This window comes from Agrobacterium sp. CG674 (assembly GCF_053521645.1).
The window spans coordinates 25,461-42,677 of record NZ_JBNWDZ010000004.1 but is presented as its reverse complement, the minus strand read 5'-3'; the positions used below and the strand labels follow the sequence as shown (position 1 = coordinate 42,677).

14 protein-coding genes are annotated in these 17,217 nt (G+C 54.5%); 4 read left to right on the top strand and 10 right to left on the bottom strand.

From position 1 onward, the window contains the following. Window positions 1-47 precede the first annotated feature (47 nt). The 10 genes from ACQZ51_RS12610 to ACQZ51_RS12565 all read right to left on the bottom strand — a co-directional run bounded on the left by ACQZ51_RS12610 (window position 48) and on the right by ACQZ51_RS12565 (window position 13,167). Window positions 48-1,868: an IucA/IucC family protein gene (locus tag ACQZ51_RS12610; RefSeq protein ID WP_448777656.1), complete on the bottom strand. Its 1,821-nt coding sequence runs from the start codon at window positions 1,866-1,868 to the stop codon at window positions 48-50. After that, complete coding sequence (locus ACQZ51_RS12605) at window positions 1,865-2,470, bottom strand: GNAT family N-acetyltransferase (RefSeq protein ID WP_448777654.1); 606 nt, start codon at window positions 2,468-2,470, stop codon at window positions 1,865-1,867. The genes ACQZ51_RS12610 and ACQZ51_RS12605 overlap by 4 nt, the downstream gene beginning before the upstream one ends. Window positions 2,471-2,483: 13 nt before the next feature. Further along, window positions 2,484-3,671, bottom strand: coding sequence for an MFS transporter (locus ACQZ51_RS12600; protein ID WP_448777653.1), 1,188 nt, complete (start codon window positions 3,669-3,671; stop codon window positions 2,484-2,486). Continuing rightward, entirely contained in the window at window positions 3,671-4,993 is a 1,323-nt protein-coding gene (locus tag ACQZ51_RS12595) for a lysine N(6)-hydroxylase/L-ornithine N(5)-oxygenase family protein (protein ID WP_448777651.1), read from the bottom strand. The genes ACQZ51_RS12600 and ACQZ51_RS12595 overlap by 1 nt, the downstream gene beginning before the upstream one ends. A gap of 280 nt (window positions 4,994-5,273) precedes the next feature. Then, entirely contained in the window at window positions 5,274-6,509 is a 1,236-nt protein-coding gene (locus ACQZ51_RS12590; RefSeq protein WP_448778321.1) for an MFS transporter, read from the bottom strand. A gap of 2 nt (window positions 6,510-6,511) precedes the next feature. Beyond that, window positions 6,512-8,893 (bottom strand): TonB-dependent siderophore receptor, encoded by a 2,382-nt coding sequence (locus tag ACQZ51_RS12585; protein WP_448777650.1) that lies wholly within the window; start codon window positions 8,891-8,893, stop codon window positions 6,512-6,514. A 110-nt stretch (window positions 8,894-9,003) separates the two neighbouring features. After that, window positions 9,004-9,954: a FecR family protein gene (locus ACQZ51_RS12580; protein WP_448777649.1), complete on the bottom strand. Its 951-nt coding sequence runs from the start codon at window positions 9,952-9,954 to the stop codon at window positions 9,004-9,006. A gap of 77 nt (window positions 9,955-10,031) precedes the next feature. After that, on the bottom strand, window positions 10,032-10,541 hold the full coding sequence (locus ACQZ51_RS12575) for an RNA polymerase sigma factor (RefSeq protein WP_448777647.1): 510 nt from the start codon (window positions 10,539-10,541) through the stop codon (window positions 10,032-10,034). A 426-nt stretch (window positions 10,542-10,967) separates the two neighbouring features. Then, on the bottom strand, window positions 10,968-11,183 hold the full coding sequence (locus tag ACQZ51_RS12570; RefSeq protein WP_448777645.1) for a hypothetical protein: 216 nt from the start codon (window positions 11,181-11,183) through the stop codon (window positions 10,968-10,970). A gap of 25 nt (window positions 11,184-11,208) precedes the next feature. After that, entirely contained in the window at window positions 11,209-13,167 is a 1,959-nt protein-coding gene (locus tag ACQZ51_RS12565; protein ID WP_448777643.1) for a hypothetical protein, read from the bottom strand. 334 nt (window positions 13,168-13,501) lie between these two features. On the opposite strand from ACQZ51_RS12565, the gene ACQZ51_RS12560 reads away from it, so the two are divergent. From ACQZ51_RS12560 to ACQZ51_RS12545, 4 genes are all read left to right on the top strand, one after another. Continuing rightward, window positions 13,502-13,918: a DUF4174 domain-containing protein gene (locus tag ACQZ51_RS12560; protein ID WP_448777642.1), complete on the top strand. Its 417-nt coding sequence runs from the start codon at window positions 13,502-13,504 to the stop codon at window positions 13,916-13,918. A 287-nt stretch (window positions 13,919-14,205) separates the two neighbouring features. Beyond that, window positions 14,206-15,183, top strand: coding sequence for a TRAP transporter substrate-binding protein (locus ACQZ51_RS12555; protein WP_448777640.1), 978 nt, complete (start codon window positions 14,206-14,208; stop codon window positions 15,181-15,183). Window positions 15,184-15,304: 121 nt separating this feature from the next. After that, window positions 15,305-15,919, top strand: coding sequence for a TRAP transporter small permease (locus ACQZ51_RS12550; RefSeq protein ID WP_448777639.1), 615 nt, complete (start codon window positions 15,305-15,307; stop codon window positions 15,917-15,919). 4 nt (window positions 15,920-15,923) lie between these two features. Continuing rightward, entirely contained in the window at window positions 15,924-17,204 is a 1,281-nt protein-coding gene (locus ACQZ51_RS12545; RefSeq protein WP_042618760.1) for a TRAP transporter large permease, read from the top strand. Window positions 17,205-17,217 lie beyond the last annotated feature (13 nt).

The following is a 17,217-nucleotide window of genomic DNA, read 5'->3' as shown; positions in this document are numbered from 1 at the left end:
CATCTCGCCATGTCCGAGGTGGGCAAGCGCGTGGCGAGGTTACGGGCCTAGCGGAAGCGCGCCAGCGGATTTTCCAGTTCGCCAATATATTGCAGGCTATCTTCCGGGTTCAGCAGGTCCAGCATTTGCTGGTTGTTGTTCAGCTGCAATCGGTTCAGGCAATTGCGCACGAAGCGCTCTGCGAAGAAATCGTAGCGTTGGTATTTGTCCGCATAGGCAGGATGTTCGGCCTGATAAGTGCGGAAGCATTCCGCAACCAGGCTCCAGAAGCGATCTTCATGCAACGTATCCGTTTCATGCAATGTTGCGGAGAGATACCGGAAGAAGCAATCAAACACATCGGTGAAGATGCAGTTCGGCTTCATCTTTTCGTCCAGCGTGTAGGATATCCGCGCTATCTCTTCTGGCACCTCGATTGAGCCATTCAGGATGCCTATCTCTTCTCCAATATCCTTCATGATGGCGCGCACCGGCACATTGTCTTCAAGGACGAGAATGAGATTTTCGCCGTGCGGCATGAACGCCAGATCGTAGCGATAGAAGCAATGAATGAGGGGCGCCAGATAGGCCTTCAGATAGGCCGCTATCCAGTCTTGCGCATCAAGGCCCGAAGCGGCGATCAGTTCCGCCACCAGCGAGACGCCTTCCTTGTCTCTATGCAGCAATGCCGCCATCGTCATGATGCGCTCGTTGGCGCGCAGGCGCGGCAGAGGGCTTTCGCGCCAGAGTGCCGAGAGCATCTTCTTATAGGGAGAATCCAGCTTCAGTCCCTGATCGTAATAGGGATAGTGGTAGCCGATGGCAGCGACTTCGCGCAGAATGCTGAAGCCGTTCTGGCGCAGATAATCGTCAGCAGAAAGCAGGTCATCAAGCCACTCGTTGATAGCCGGTGTCGTCCGCATGTATTTGGGTGACAGGCCACGCATGAAACCCATATTCAGAACGGAAATTCCGGTTTTAACATAGTGCTTGCGATTGTCCGTCGTGTTGAAAAAGGTTCTGATCGACTGCTGGGCATTATAGGTGTCGCTGCCATAGCCGAGGCAGACGATGTAGCGCCGTGCCACATCGGCAGCAAAGGTGATCGCGAGTTTGTTGAACCATTGCCACGGGTGCGCCGGCATCAACCAATAATCATCCGGGTTGAGACCAAGTCGGGTGAGACGTGTTTCAAAGCTCTGCAGCGTTGCTTCATCCAGCTCTCCGCCGATCAGGCTGGCATAGTCCAGTTCCGTGACAGAAGTGAAGATCGCCCGCTCCTTGCTCACGGCCAGCCATATGATCTGGACTGGGTGCGCGGCTTCCGGCGCGTAGAGGCGATAATCAATGGCGTCAAAGCCGATACGTCCATTGTTGGCAATAAAGGTCGGATGCCCCTCCGTCATGCCAGCTTCGATTGTCTGATAATCGGCCACGGCAAGCTGTCTGGAGGGGATATGTCGCTCCTCGCGTTTGTAGGATGCGCCATAAAGTGTCGTGGACACCTCCTCCAGATAGGTCGGCAGCATGGCTTCCTTGATGCCCAGCGTCGGCGCGAATTCGAGGATAAGAGACAGCGCATCCAGCGGTGCGGGCTCATCCGCAATCGTTTTCTCGATGGTGTCAGGATTGATCGACCAATGGTCCAGCGCCAGTCGTCTCGCCTTGAAACGATAGGCGGTCGCACTTTCCGTTTCGGGGCGCACCTCGTAGAGCCCCCAATCGCCTTCACTCGAAATCAGCTTGGGGGAAAGGAGAAGCTCGTGGGAAAACTCTGCCAGCGCCTTATGCACGAGATGTCTGTTGACGTCCTCCCACACAAGCGGCCCGAGATGTGCCGATGCTTTTTCGGGAGAAAAGGAAGGCGTTGGGAACGCGGAGATATTCATGCGTTTATGTCCTGTTCGAGAGTTTTGTAAAAATCTTGGCGCGTGGCGAAAGACAAAAGAGCCGTCTTTTCCTCAAGCTCGATGGTGCGTGCGCTGACGAAGCCGACTTTGCGATTGAGCTCGTGGACCTTTTCGTTTCGAACATCCGGCTCCACCACAAGCCGCTTGATGAGCGGATTGACGAAGTGGAAGCTCAAAACCGTGCGGATGATGCCAAGCGTGAAGCCGTTGATCTTTCGACGCGGTGGCGCGACCAGAAAATGCATGCCCCAGTCGCCATCGTCGACGGCATAATGCTTGCCAACCTGATCATGGCGGGGATCGTAGGACTCGACGACAAAGGCAGGCTCGCCTTCAAAAAAACCCATGTAACTTGCGGCATGACCGCTGGCATTGAGCATCGCATAGAAGGAAGCGACTTCACTTTGTGAATAATGTCCCATGTTCCAGAAACGGGCATAATCGCGCGTGAACCAGTCATGCAGCTTTGCGCTATCGGCTTGCGGTTCAAGCGGTGAGAGCGAGAGCTCGCCGATCTGCGCATGGTGTTGCGTGAAGACGACCGGACGTTTCGTTGTGATTGAGATTTGTGTGTTGAGCATCGTAATCCCCTTGTCAGGCGAGATGTGGGCGGGGGCTGGGTGAACCGAGGCTTGCCCTTAAGGTCGCTCGGTAGAGAAGCAGCGTGGCCAGCACGACGATTGCGGCGACGGCAAACGAAAGACCTTCCCCAAAACGCTGTGTCAGCATTCCGCTGACCAGGGCAGCCAGCATCACGCCGCTGTTGCGCGCAATGTTGAGAAGGCTGAAGCCGGATGCGTAGTGTGCCTTCTGGGCACGTTCGAAAAACAGGGCATCGAGGCCAATGGTCACCCGATAGAGGCCAATACCATAAATGATCCGGCCGATGATGATGCAGGCCTGGTCAGGCACAGCCTGTATCGCAAGACCAGCGCTGGTGAGAACCAGACCGGTTTCATTTCGCCGCCAGACCTGCGCTGCACCGCCGCGCCAAAACCCATGCGCCAATATGGCGACAGCGACGATGCCGGGTATGGCGTAGACGAAGCCTGTCAGGTTTTGAACGGCATTGCCCGCCACGGTCTGCCACCACACCGTCATGAACGGCATCGACAGGTAGAATCCGAAGTAATAGACGAACATCACAGCGAGAAGGGAGGTGAAGTTTTTCCTCTCTTTGGGCGTCACCGCGATGAGGCCTTTGTCATCTTCGCGGCTGGATTGGCGGGCGCGGGCCACGGATGCTGTTTTGAGCAAGACAGCGCAGATTGCCGCCTGAACAACATCACCCAAACCCATGATGACATAGGGCAGGGCATAGCCATAGGAACCAACGATATGTCCACCCGAGACCGCACCAATGATGCCACCAAAATGGACAATGACGGCCAGCGCACCGATTGTCGTGGCGTGCTTTTCCACCGGCTGCATGGCAATGACGTAAGGGTACATCAGCAGGTAACTTGCCTTGAAGCACACCATCACAATCGATGAGACCCAGAAACTGGCAATGTCCGTTGCCATGTAGCACGCGAGGCTGAAACCGGCAGCGGCGATCTGCGTCCAGATGAGGACGGCAATCGTGTCACGTCGTTTCGCAATGGCAACCCAGGCCGGAAACGAAAGCATCACCGCGAGCGATATCGACGCAAGATATGCCCCGACGGTCAATGAGGATGAAATACCGAAGCGGGCCGCGAACAATTGTGGATAATACGGCAGTAACATTGTGTCACTGACAACGGCGATGGCTGTCATCACCAGAAGAGCTACCCTGAGCATCACGCCACCACGCGTGCTGATTTGACGTCGCTCAGGCCACGCGCATCAAATGTCTGGAACGCCGTGTCCTGCTCAATTGCATAAACCTCGTAGCCCGCAATTTCACGCAGGATCGTCGCGTTTCGCAAGCAGGCCATGCCGAGGTCCGGCGCAACGAAGCCGTGGGTGTGAATATCCAGGTTTTGAACAAAAACCTCGTTTCCTGCATGATCCACCGCATAATTGGCACCGACATCGAGCCTGCCTTTGCTGTCTCGCCGTAGGCGCTCGGAAATTCCGCCCAGAAGCTCCGGCTCCTTGTAATCGTATCCGGTGGCCAGAATGACGGCATCCGTCTGGAGCGTGAATGTAATATCCTGTTCCCGCTGCCGAAACTCCAGCGAAAATTCCTGACGTCCGGGTGCGTGGTGCGCATCGATCAGCTCGCTATTGGGAATGAGATTGGTCTCGACCCGTCCCTTCAGGCTTTTGCGATAGAGAAGGTCATAAATGTCCTTCAAAAGGCTGGCATTGATGCCTTTGAAAAGCGCCGACTGCTCGTACAAAACCCGATCGCGCGTTTCCTCTGGCAGATTGTGGAAATAACGTGCGTAATCAGGGGATGTCATTTCTAGATTGAGCTTTGTCAGGTCCAGTGGAAAGAACCGTGGCGACCGCGTCACCCAGTCGAGGCTATAGTTGTGGTTGTCGATCTCAGACAGAAGATCGTAATAAATCTCGGCGGCGCTCTGGCCGCTCCCCACGATCACAATGGATTTGCGGGCCTGAAGCTGCTTCTTCTGCGCCAGATAGTGTGAGGAATGGGTGATGTGCTGAGCCAGCTTTTGGCAGCAGGCAGGTATCGATGGTGATGTTCCCGTGCCCACCACGAGCTTGCGGGTTTCTATAGTTTTTATGCCGCCCAAACGGTCGGCAACCGTCAGCCTGTAGGTGGCCGCTGCCTTATCGTATCTCACATCCTTCACTGTGTGACCGAATTTCAGATTGTCGAGTTTGGCCGCTGCCCATTGGCAGTAAAGATTGTATTCGTTGCGCAGAAGGAAAAAGTCTTCCCGTGTGTAAAACGAGTAAATCTTTCCCTGCTCTTTGATATAATTGAGGAAAGTGAATGGGCTGGTGGGATCCGCCAGAGTGACGAGATCACCCATGAACGGCGTCTGCAAGGTTGCGTTCTCCAGCAGCATGCCGGGATGCCAGTTGAAGCCCTGGTTGCGGTCGAGGAAAACAGACCGTAGCCCAGGCACCGGCGTGGCAAGGCAAGCCAGGCCGAGATTGAAGGGCCCAAGCCCAATGCCGGTAAAATCGTAAATTGTAGTGTCCATTGTCGCCTCCGACGTCGGTGATCGTTATCGTAAAGATGATAAAAAGAATCAACAATTAAATTAGCAAATTTTTGCAGGTAAAAAATATATATCAACCCATTGGCTGGCCTGGAAACGCCGTATGCATATTTCGTGATATAAAATTGTATATCAATGTGTTGAGTTGAATTTAGAGCGCGGCTTCGCGCATGCACGCATCGTGCAATAAAAATATTTTTAATCACCACCGAAAATAAGCAGCATGCAAAGAAATGCGAAGCGAATACAACCTAAGGAAGTATCAAGATGGTGTCGCCAAAGCCGCATTTCGTCTCGAAAGCAGCGCGATTGCGGGCACGGCGATGGCAGATACGCCAGCGGCAAACAGAAAGGCGGTATGGTAGCCGAAACGCTCGGCAATTGCGCCTGCGCCTATTCCACCGGCCATGCTGACAATGCCGTCCATACATTGGAACAGTGTAAAATCCACGCCGGCTTGTCGCGGGTCAGACCAACCCATGAAGCAGGCATATAGGGCAACGAAACCAATCGACATCACGCCTGATGAACTGGTGATGGCAACCGTCATGACAACCCAATCTGCGATATCGCGGTGAAGGCTGAAGGCCGCAAAGGCACAGAGCAGAATTGTCTGCGCAGCAATCGATAAGACAAGCACGCGCGACGAGCCGTAAAGGCGCACCAACAGCCCCCCCAGAAGTGCTCCGCCGAAGCCCACGATCATGCTTCCGGCACCATTGAACGCACCCATTGTTGCGAGATCGAAGCCGTAATCGATGAGGAAAGGCCCCAGCATGGCAAGGCCCCACTTTTGTGCCGCAACATAGATCGCAGCGATGAGGAGGCCGGTTCTGATATGCGGCTTGGCGAGTGCGTGACGGATAGATGGCGTCTGGTCGCGGGTCTCAACAGTTGCTTTGGCGGCAGGACCGAAAACGAAGGGCAATGCCAGCAGAACCACGAGGACCGCCATGACCAGTGTCGCACTTCGCCATCCGTACCAATCCACAAGAACAAGGAACAGCCCGGCTCCGATGGCCGAACCAAGGTAAGAGCCGCCGACCTGAGCGGCGTTTGCCCAGCCATGGTGTTCAGCCGAAAGCGTCTCGACGGCATAGCCATCGCAGGCGATATCAACGGTCGCTGTCACGACAGCGACGACAAAGAGGATGGCAATGGCGGTGCTGACCGGGGAAGGACCAGTGAAGGCGAGGATGACGAGACCGCAGGCGCAAATCCCGACGCCCGCGCCAACAATGATCCGCGACCTGTTTTTGCCTACGCGCGGCAGGCGGTATCGTTCTATGAAGGGCGACCAGAGAAACTTCAAAGCCCATGGCAGAACGATCAGGTACAATAGGCCGATCTGGTCTAGCGGAAGACCGGCGGTTCTCAATACCGCCGGAAGCCCAAGAAAGGTCAGCCCTCCGATCACACTCTGCCCGACATAAAGACCGCCCACCGCCGCGAAGACGGAGACCTGTGAGGGCTTTATGTCGGTCGGGGCGGTCGGCATCATCAGAAGTTGTACTTGACGCTGGCAACCACTTTACGACCCTCGTCGAAGTAGCAGAAGCCGGTCGTGCACACTTGATTGACTTCGTTGAGAAGATTGGTTGCGTTGACCTGCAATTTCACACCCTCCATCGCGTCATTCAGCTTGCCGAGATCATAGCGAACTGCGGCATCCACAAAGGTCCGGGCTCCATTGTTGAAAACCGGGGTGTGAAAATCATTGCCGAAGCTGGAACCGACATAACGTACGCCTGCACCCAGGCCGAGGCCCTCCAAGGCACCGGATTGCACCTCGTAATCAACCCAAAGCGAAAACATGTGATATGGGCTGGAATTGAGCTGTCGACCCACAGTCTCGGGTGTCAGCTTGGTGATTTTGACGTCATTATAGGAATAACCGCCCGTCAGGCTCAGGCCGTTGTCCAGCGAGGCTGTTACTTCAAATTCCACGCCCCGCGAGCGCATGTCTAACTGCCGCAAGACATTGAGGCTGGTGGCTGAGTCATAGGCATAAACAGACGCATTTTCCTGGTCGATATCGAAGTAGGCGGCAGAAATCAGAACATTCTGGTCCGGCATTTCGTATTTCAAGCCGACTTCATATTGTTTTCCAAGGGTCGGATCCGCCTGGGATGATCCACCGCCCGATGAAATGATGACGCCCGGGTTTGCCACATAGGACGTACCATAGCTGACATAGGGCATGATATTCCACGGTGTGACATAGCCAATCGAAGCCCGCCCTGTCGTCTCGCTGTCGTTGCGCGAGTAGCTCGCACCCCCTGCCGAATACTCGCTGTCATGCCAATCATGACGCAAGCCAAGGCCAATGCGCCAGGCATCGATCTCGATTTGATCCTGAACATAGACACCGACGGCATTCTGCTTCTGGTTCTGGAAAACGGTAATGTCCGGAACATATGTGAAATTGCTTGTGAATGGAGCCACGCCGTATCCCTGGCGCGAGTCATATTCCATGTAGCTGTAGTCGATGCCGCCGATCAGCTTGTGCTGTACAGCACCTGTTTGAAACTCAGCCTCCAGATAGGTATCTGTCGCCAGACCCTTATTGTCTTCATAGACTAGGCCGGGCACGCCACCAAAAGCGTATTCCTGTCTTGTGGAAAGATCTGAGTAACGAAGCTTGTGATGCAGGGTAACCGCGTCTGTCAGATCATGCTCAAGTTCATAGCCGATCCGCCATTGCTGCTGTGTAAAATCATTGAAGCGGGCATCGCCACCATAGACCGGCGTTGCACCGTTGGCATCGTTGATATAGCCCCAGGTACCACCCGTCGTCGAATCCATATATTCTCCGAGAACGGTGAATTTGGTTCCTTCGTCCGGCTTCCACGTCATTGCAGGCGCGATCATCACACGATCATCCTTGACCGCTTTGATCTCGTTGCGGCCATCGCGCCCGACACCCGTCAGACGGTAAAGCACCGAGCCATCTTCCGTCACCGGACCTGACAGATCAAAGGCACCCTGGACACGGCCATATGATCCATATTGCAGCTCTACTTCACGCAGCGTTTCTTCGGTCGGTCGTTTGGAGATGATATCGACAATGCCGCCAGAGCTGCTGGCGCCATAGATTGAGGCGGCTGGGCCGCGCAGAACGGCCAAGGCCTCCACGCCATAGGGCTCGATACGGAACAGGCCGTTTGGGCTGCTGATCTGGCGCAATCCGTCGCGAAACACGCCGGTATATGTAAGCTCGATGCCACGCAGCTTGAAAGCATCGAAACGGGGTTCTGCTCCATACTGGCCGCCGCGCGCGCCTGGCGTATAGCGGATCGCCTCGGTCACATTTTGCGGTTGCCGATCATCCAGTTGTTTCCGGCTGACGACAGATACCGACTGCGCGGTTTCCGCCACCGGCGTATCCGTCTTGGTCGCACTGCGACCGGATTTCGCGACATAACCCTGCGTTTCGACAACACCCGGCACACCACCCGTGCCGGAGCCTTCGACAATGATGGTTTGAAGCACTGTCGATCCATCATTGGCGACACCAGGCTGCTGCGCGGTGGTGGATGGATCGAAAATACGCACGGTGTTTGCGCCCGCCATGGTGAAACTCAAGCCGGAACCGGCCAGAAGCTGGGTCACCGCGGCTGACACGCTCAGCCGTCCCTTAACGCCTGCGGTCGTCTTTCCGCGCGTGATTGTGGAGGGGTAGAGCATCCGCAGATTGGCTTGACGACCCAGTGTCAAGATGGCGCTTTCGAGGGGGCCGGCGGGAACCGACAGTGTCGCGGCTGAAGGTGCCGAAGCCTGCGCCTGCGCGCGCGTCGTTGCCACCATTGTTGCCATCGAAAGGCCGATCATCGCCGTCGTCGCCAGCCACAGCCGCTTACGTGCCCGCTCTTCCAAAATCATTCTCGTGTCCCCTAACGCCTGCTCAACAAACGCACCGCGCAAGCGCGCAATGCTCTCTGTTGACCTAGAGTGAGAAGAGGTGAGACCTCCTGACGTGTCTTGCGAAAAAATTATCGCGAGCGAACAAGCACCATCATTCCGGAGAGCTTCGTGACGTTGACGGGAAGGTTGCTTTCCAAAATGCGCAACGCCTGATCGGTGTCGTGAAGATCGAAAATGCCGGAGACGCTCAAGTGCGCCGCCTCATCGTCCAGTACGAGAATTTTGCCATGACGGTATTGTGCGAGGATTTGAAGCACCTGTTGCAGCGACTGGCCGGAAAATACGAGCTTTCCTTCACGCCAGGCCGTGTTGTTGGCCACATCTTGGCGGGAACGGACGATAGCTCCCTGACCGTCCATCGTCACCACATCGCCAGCTCCCAGCCGCGCAGTGCCGGACGTTGTTTTGACCTCGACCTCGCCTTCCTCAACCTGCACCTCTTGTGGCAAGGACCCGTTGCCGGCGCGCACGGAGTAATGGGTTCCCAGCGCCTGCGCCATCAAGCTGTTATTATCGACAATGAAAGGACGTTGCGGATTTTTCGCCACATCGAAGAAGGCTTCGCCACGCAACAGGATGATGCGTCGTTCATGGGCCGAATAGTGCGTTTCAATAGCGGTGTCGGAGTTGAGGCTGATCTGTGTGCCATCTTCCAGCGTCACGATGCGGGTCTCGCCCACGCCGGTATAATGAGCGGCCTGGAGCCTATCGATCAGGCCTGCTTGTCGAGACAGGATGGCCGTCGCCCCCAAAAGACAGAGAAGACAGAGTGTCGTCAACGCAGCGCGACGCGACTTCGGGGCCTGACGAGAAGGCGAGGTGATCTGGACATCACGCATGTCGCCCCAGAGCGCTGCCATGTCCGCATAGGCATCTTGGTGGGATGGATCTGCCCTTAGCCAATCCTGAAATGCCTGATGATCCGAAGGCACTGCATCGGCCGACTGCATGCGCGCCACCCAAAGCGCTGCTTGTTCGTCAAGTCCCGCTTCGGTTCTGTCGCTTTTCTTGTCACGCATAGAAGATCGCCATTCTCAATCAGGTTCCAGTCAGCATCCTTATATATTGAGTGAAAAACATGCGAGCGCCTGACCTTCTAGAGGCTGTTTATTTTTGCCCTTGCCTGACGGCATTGCAGCAACGCTTTTATAATATGCTTTTCCACCATGTTGCGGGATATGCCCAGCCGCTCTGCGATCTCGCCATTGGGCAATCCGTGGATACGACTGAGGACGAAAACCTCCTGGCAACGTTTGGGAAGAGCACCTATTTCATGGGCCATCAGGACCAGATGCTGGCGACCGGTGACGATCTGCTCCTGATCCGGCCTGTCGCAGGCAACTCCGAGCCCATCCTCTAACGAAACTAGCAGCGGTCTTTCGCGCGACTGTCTGATAACAGTCAACCGGGCAACGGACTTTGCAATCTGAAAGAGATAGGCCTGCGGGTTTTCGATGGACGCCGTCTTGGGGACCTGCAAAACGCGCAATGCCGTTTCTTGCATCGCATCCGCCGCATCTTCACGATCTCTCAGGCAGTGGCGGAAGAACCGCAAAAGGCGGTTGCTCTCCTCCGTTTTCAAAAGATGCAACAACGCTGTACTCATGAGCCGACAACATCCAACAGCTTTTTCGTCCATCACCACAACGCTGGTTGCGATGTCCGACACGAATTTAACATGACTAATTTCGTCATGTTAATGGAGTGAACGCACCAGGGCCAGACCAAAAAAACGTAGGATGCGGAAAAGGCGGGACAATATTCAAGGCGCTGCGGCCAAATTGCACAGGCGCAAGCCCCAGTTGCATACAGAAACCAGCTTCACAGTGCATGAGAATGAGCTCAAAAATTCTTACATAACAACAACGGTTCATGCTGGTTCGCACGACCCTGTCATTTGTGCAGTTGAAAAGAGCTGAGTTTCTTATGGTGCGGATGCCAGTACCGAAACAGGCGCGGTGTACTGTAATCCAGCAGACCGAAGCGACTGGTGAAGGGCTTACTTCTCAGCCCTTCACCCAGAACTGGATGATTATTCCATATGACCAGCAGCGACATCGCTGGCTGATGCTATCGAAATGGCGACGTCAACGCCCTTAATAACCGATGCTCCGGCTGCGCGAAGATCGACAACGTTCTTGAGATTTCCGGAGGTAGGTTCCGGTAGACGTGTGACCGTTCCAGCATCGATATCTACAACCCAGAGACCTTGCTTATCCGCCACGCCAAGCACTACTACGTTTGCCATTTAAATAATTTCCTTCTTGGAATAACTAAAAACCGGCTTTTTTTAAGCCTTCGCGGTAAATATCCTTTTGCCATTGTTCCTTGAAAGGAACGATGGCCAGCCAGTTATCAATATCGAATTGAGGGTTCGATTCAAGAGCCCGCCGAACGAAGAAACGAGACTTTTTTTCGTCCCCAAGCATGGCCCAACTTGCGGCAGAAAGCCGATCAGCAAGGTCGCCGTCCACCATCCTTTCGATGTAGCCGAGGGCATCATTGAACTTGCCGAGGCTATAGCTGGCTCCTGCTGCGGTCCACAAATACGAGTCAGGGCCAAGGGGGTTCAGCTCCATCGCACGTTCGAGCTTTTGCAAGGCAAGATCTGGTCGTGAAAAATGGTTCAATGTGTCGGCATGGTCGGCGATAATGTCTGCGTAATGGGGGCTCAGCGTCTCCGCCACTTCCAGGGTCCTTACGCTTTCTTCAAGTTCACCCATGAGAAGCTTTGTAACGCCGAGTTCCCGGTATCCATCTGCAAAGTCACGCCGAGCGTCGATCGCACGCGTGGCGTATTCCGAAGCGGTTTCCAGCAGGTCCATATCTCCGCGCGCGGTGAGAAGCCATTCCTTTGAGTAGGTGCGTGCAATAGCACTCAAGGCCGGGGCGAAGTTTGAGTCTTCCTGTAAGGCGCCCCTCAACTCCTTTCGCGCACGGCGCAGATTTGGAAGCGTCAGTCGATTGAGATAGTGGCGGCCGATAAGATATCGGTGATAGGCAGCCGCGCTTCGCTCAAAATATGGACGGGTGATCTGATGGCTTTCAATTCGTCCGGACACCGAAAGTGTAATTTGCCGCAACAGGTCGCGACGGCGGTCTATCAGGTTGAGGCTTTCGAGGTTGTAGCGCTCAGCCCAGACGATTTCGGAGCTGTTGACATATGTGAGCTGAACAAACAGCGATAGGTCGCCATTCTCCAGACTGCTCAAACGGGTGTCCAGAACATAGGTGATGTCATAGCGTTCAAACACATTTGGCTTGTCTTCAGATGTTTTGCCGATCCGAACTGCTGTATGAGGGGCAATGATCTCAAGGCTATTCAGGGCGCAGAACCCGATTGTAATATCCTCGATCAACGACGATGCGACCACGGCGACCATCGGATCAAGATGGTGGTGCGTGGGAGGTAGCAAGGCGAGGCGAGGAACGGCGCTTTTCAGGACTTCTTCGGGCTTGATGAGCGCGTCGAGAGCGGTTGTGTCCGATGCGGAAAACTGCGAGACCCCTTCATTCTTGCCGACGGTTTCTGCAGCATCTGTATCGGACCCAGCGCCTAGATAAGCTAGGCCCCGGGAAAGTGACTGTTTCCGTTGCTCAAGGTGTTTCCGAAAATACTCAACTTCCTCCTCTGCATTGAATATCTGCACAAGGAATTTGAGCGTATCTGGATTTTCCGGCTCCGTATGAAAGATGAGAATCGCGGCATTTTTAATGATCTCCTCTTCCTTGGGTGTTTTCGCGGAGTTCGACGTTTCCTTCAACAGTCCCTTAAGAAGGGCGCTGTGGTAGATTTTGCGCTGTATCAGCCAAACATCATACTCGCGACTTTGGCAGTTCACAGCTGCAAGGAACGTCCGGTTGAAAAGCGCAACAAGCCGTCCGAGCCAGGTGAGGGGGGCTTCAGAATCCGTCTTGTGAAGCGAGAGCAGATCGCAGGCGACCGTCGTTTGACCAAGAGAGATTGTGCTGCCCGTAAAGGAGAGAAAATCCGCCCCAAGCTCTTCCTGCCGAGATTTGATTCTCGAAATGGTCGAGCGCAAGTTGACGAGCGAAACTTCCCTGTTCTCATCACCCCATAAAAACTGCGCCAATGTCGTACGATGAGCAGAACCCTCAGGTGCTGTTAGCAGATAGGCCAGGATCAAGAGACCCTTTTCCGGGAAAGAAACAGCTTCGTCCTGCGAATCGAAGAGCTGTAGTTGGCCAAATGTTTGCAGAGAAAACGTCATGTTTAATGCGCCCAAGCGACACCGATTAACTATCAATGTTGTGTATAAGGATTTTTCCGATAACTGGAAGTATCTTGTTTGTCGAAGCTTGCCCCGGATCTGTTCTGTATCGAATTGCAGGTTGCGATTTTATGACATGCAATCTCTGATCGCTTCGTCATCCGAAACGTTCCAGTGGAATACTGCCCTCGTGGTCGCCAGCAACCTGCATCCGCTTTACTGGCGCTGGTCTTGCGGGCAGCAATCCGGTCCAAGCAGGTGCTAAAACACCATCGTGATGACAGAGCTCGGCCAACTTCGCGTATAAATAAGAGATCAACGGGAGGTCTGTCATATGAAACGAATTCTCATAGCGTCTCTCATCGCACTCTCCTCATCACAGGTGTTCGCAATGGATAGCCTCAAAGATTTCGCCTGGAAGAACCGTGTCGTTCTAGTGTTCGGCAGCGCGGTTGATCAAACGCTGCTTCAGCAGATTGAAATACTCAAGCGCCAGAAGGCCGAGCTTGACGAGAGGGACATGGTCGTCATCAGGGTTTCCGATGGCGAGGCCCGCGCAGTCTATGGCGACGCTCCCGCCCTGAAATCAGCGGATTTGAGGACGGATGCTGATATCAAAAATGACGGGTTTCAGGTCGTTCTCGTCGGCATGGATGGCGGCATCAAACTTCGTAGCGAGAAGGTCGTCAGTGATGTCGAAATGTTCGACCTCATAGATCGTATGCCAATGAGACGCGCTAAGCAAAACTGAAGCCACAGATGAATAGCTTTGACGGATTTGTCGCACATTTCAACAATTTGAAGTGGCAAGCTCCCCATTCTCCGACGCCTCGATGACATATGAATAACCCCTAGTCATCATATATCTTATACTTAGAGATATGTTGACACGATATCTGAACAACAGTATGAAATTTCCCAGCCGATGGAGGATTGGCTGACTGCTCCAAATAGAAGCTCTTTGCCGGCGATTTCGCCGCTGCTTTTCGATGGGGAAATCGCAGCACCGGCGAACCTGTTTTCGCCATGGGAGGGGAAATGTCTTATATCACCAAACTGCTCACGGGCGCCGCGCTGGTGTCCACACTCGCACTCAGCTCGGCGTGGGCGCAAACAGTTCTGAAGTCGTCAGACACCCACCCAGACGGGTATCCAACCGTAGAAGGTGTGAAATACTTCAGCCAACTGGTAAAAGAACGCACTAGCGGTCGTTACTCAGTTGAAATCTACCATTCCGCACAATTGGGCGAAGAAAAAGATACAATCGAACAGGTCAGATCGGGCGTTATCGAGCTCAATCGCGTTTCGATGGCACCGTTCAACGGAACTGTGAAAGAATCCATCATTCCGGCTCTGCCCTATATTTTCCGTTCAGAAGACCATATGCACAAGGTTATGGACGGCCCTATCGGTGAACAGATCAAGGCTGCTTTCGAGCCTGCTGGCCTGGTGGCCCTGGCCTTCTACGACTCTGGCTCACGCTCCTTCTACAATTCCAAAAAGGCGATCAAAACGGTTGCAGACATGAAGGGCCTGAAATTCCGGGTCATTCAGTCCGACATTTTTGTCGATATGGCCACTGCGCTCGGCGCTAACGCAACGCCTATGCCCTATGGCGAAGTCTATTCGTCTGTCGAGACAGGCGTGATCGACGGTGCTGAAAACAACTTCCCAAGTTACGATACCGCAAAGCACTATGAAGTCGCCAAGTTCTACTCGCTTGATCAGCACACGATCCTCCCGGAGGTCTTCGTCATGAACAAGATGGCGTTCGACAAGCTGACTCCAGAAGATCAGGCCATCTTCAAGCAGGCCGCGAAGGACAGCGTAGCCAAGCAGCGTGAGCTGTGGGCCGCAAAGACTGCCCAGTCGCGTGCGACCATCGAAAAGGCGGGCGTGGCTGTCAATGAAGTCGAAAAGCAGGGCTTCATCGATGCAATGAAACCGGTTTATGAAAAGCACGTCAAAGACGACGTATTGAAAAAGCTTGTCGCCGACGTTCAGGCTACCAAGTAAGCCGAGAGAACACCCTGCCTTTCAGTTCAGCAGGCAGGGTGTTTGTCGAACCTAACTGCCATCATTCCAGATATTTTAGTCGGGCCCTTTCTCAGCATCAGAAGGGTCAGGAGGCATCTTCATGTCTACCCATCTCAAATCGAGCCTCCCCATTCTAACGAAACTGAACACGCTGGTTCTTTACATCGCGGGTATCGGCCTTGTTTGCATGACCGCAATCGTCGCGTGGCAGGTTTTTTGCCGGTACGTGCTGAACGACTCCCCAAGCTGGAGCGAGCCGGGCGCCGTCATTCTCATGAGCTGGTTCATCTTTCTAGGTGCCGCCGTGGGTGTGCGTGAGAACAACCATATGGGCTTTGATGTCCTTTTATATGTTCTGCCAAAAGCCGGTAAGAAATGGCTGCGGATGATTTCGGACATCGTCATCTTTGCCTTCGGCATTGGTATGATCTGGTACGGCATCAGCTTGGTTATGTTGACCTGGAACACCATCATGCCAGCGCTCGGCATCTCAGGCGCGTGGGATTATGCACCCCTTGTGGGCGGTGGGGTATTGATCTGCATTTTCGCCCTGGAGCGCATCATCGCTCGGGCGTTGAACCTGCCGGTCGACGAAGCGCTTGATGAGATGGCGCCGACGGAAATCGCAGTCGAACTCGAAAACATCGCAGATGTTCGCAAAGACGCGGCCGATCTTGCCCACAAAAACTCATCCAACGTCGTGAAGGGGAAATAACACGATGGAACTCTGGATCCTGTTTGGCAGCTTCACGCTGCTGATGTTGATCGGCACGCCAATCGCATTTTGTCTTGGCATTTCCAGCCTGGCGACAGTCGCCTATATGGGCTTGCCGCCGCTAGTGGTTTTCCAGCGGATGAATTCCGGCATGAGTGTCTTTTCCATGCTGGCCATCCCCTTCTTCATCTATTCGGGCGATCTCATGGTTCGCGGAGGCATTGCCGGGCGCATAGTGGCCTTTGCGGCATCGCTCGTCGGGCACCTGCGCGGTGGGCTCGGCCAGGTGAACATTGTCACATCTACATTGTTCGGCGGCATTTCGGGTTCTGCCGTGGCTGAAGCCGCAGCGGTCGGTGGCTTGATGATTCCGCAGATGAAGGCGCGCGGTTATGGTGCCGATTACGCCGTCAACGTCACCTCGATGGCAGCATTGATTGCACTCCTGCTGCCGCCATCCCACAATATGATTATCTACTCGATTTCTGCGGGCGGCAAGATTTCCATTGCCGACCTGTTTACCGCCGGCGTCATCCCCGGTCTGTTGTTTGCAGGCGTGCTGATGATCACCGCTTATATCGTCGCCAGCAAACGCGGCTATCCAACCGAACCCTTTCCAGGCTTCATGGTCGCGCTCCATCTTCTGGCTGCCGCCATTCCCGGTCTGCTGCTCATCGCCATCATCTTTGGCGGCGTGCGTTCGGGAATATTCACTGCAACGGAAAGCTCCTGCGTCGCTGTCATCTATGCCCTGCTTGTCACCACGCTCATCTATCGTCAGCTCAGCTGGAAGGACTTCGTTCACGCCACCATGGGCGCTGTGCGCACAACCGCCATGGTTCTGCTCATCATCGGCTGCGCCGCGGCATTTTCCTGGCTGATGGCGTTCCTGCGGGTGCCAACCACGCTCGTTATCTGGATGCAGACGCTGTCTGACAACCCCATCGTGATCCTGTTGCTTCTCAACGTCATCATGCTGGTTCTGGGCACCTTCATGGATATGGGCCCGACGATCATCATCACGACGCCGATCTTTCTCCCCATCGCCACCGCCTATGGTGTCGATCCGGTCCATTTTGGGGTGATCATGATCCTAAACTACGGCCTTGGCCTCAATACGCCCCCCGTTGGTGGTGTGCAGTTCGTGGCCTGCGCTGTCGGCAAGATTACCGTCTGGGAGGCAATGCGATCGATCTGGCCATTCTATGGTGCGGGCATCGTCGTGCTGTTATTGGTGACGTATATTCCCGCCCTATCACTCTGGCTTCCTGCTGCGTTCAAATAGGGCATACGTCACG

Bases quoted from the DNA above. Each gene is read 5' to 3' on its own strand.
- ACQZ51_RS12550 (WP_448777639.1), top strand. From the start codon at position 15,305: ATGTCTACCCATCTCAAATCGAGCCTCCCCATTCTAACGAAACTGAAC.
- ACQZ51_RS12560 (WP_448777642.1), top strand. From the start codon at position 13,502: ATGAAACGAATTCTCATAGCGTCTCTCATCGCACTCTCCTCATCACAG.
- ACQZ51_RS12605 (WP_448777654.1), bottom strand. From the start codon at position 2,470: ATGCTCAACACACAAATCTCAATCACAACGAAACGTCCGGTCGTCTTC.
- ACQZ51_RS12595 (WP_448777651.1), bottom strand. From the start codon at position 4,993: ATGGACACTACAATTTACGATTTTACCGGCATTGGGCTTGGGCCCTTC.
- ACQZ51_RS12570 (WP_448777645.1), bottom strand. From the start codon at position 11,183: ATGGCAAACGTAGTAGTGCTTGGCGTGGCGGATAAGCAAGGTCTCTGG.
- ACQZ51_RS12590 (WP_448778321.1), bottom strand. From the start codon at position 6,509: ATGCCGACCGCCCCGACCGACATAAAGCCCTCACAGGTCTCCGTCTTC.
- ACQZ51_RS12580 (WP_448777649.1), bottom strand. From the start codon at position 9,954: ATGCGTGACAAGAAAAGCGACAGAACCGAAGCGGGACTTGACGAACAA.
- ACQZ51_RS12585 (WP_448777650.1), bottom strand. From the start codon at position 8,893: ATGATTTTGGAAGAGCGGGCACGTAAGCGGCTGTGGCTGGCGACGACG.
- ACQZ51_RS12545 (WP_042618760.1), top strand. From the start codon at position 15,924: ATGGAACTCTGGATCCTGTTTGGCAGCTTCACGCTGCTGATGTTGATC.
- ACQZ51_RS12575 (WP_448777647.1), bottom strand. From the start codon at position 10,541: ATGAGTACAGCGTTGTTGCATCTTTTGAAAACGGAGGAGAGCAACCGC.
- ACQZ51_RS12555 (WP_448777640.1), top strand. From the start codon at position 14,206: ATGTCTTATATCACCAAACTGCTCACGGGCGCCGCGCTGGTGTCCACA.
- ACQZ51_RS12610 (WP_448777656.1), bottom strand. From the start codon at position 1,868: ATGAATATCTCCGCGTTCCCAACGCCTTCCTTTTCTCCCGAAAAAGCA.
- ACQZ51_RS12600 (WP_448777653.1), bottom strand. From the start codon at position 3,671: ATGCTCAGGGTAGCTCTTCTGGTGATGACAGCCATCGCCGTTGTCAGT.
- ACQZ51_RS12565 (WP_448777643.1), bottom strand. From the start codon at position 13,167: ATGACGTTTTCTCTGCAAACATTTGGCCAACTACAGCTCTTCGATTCG.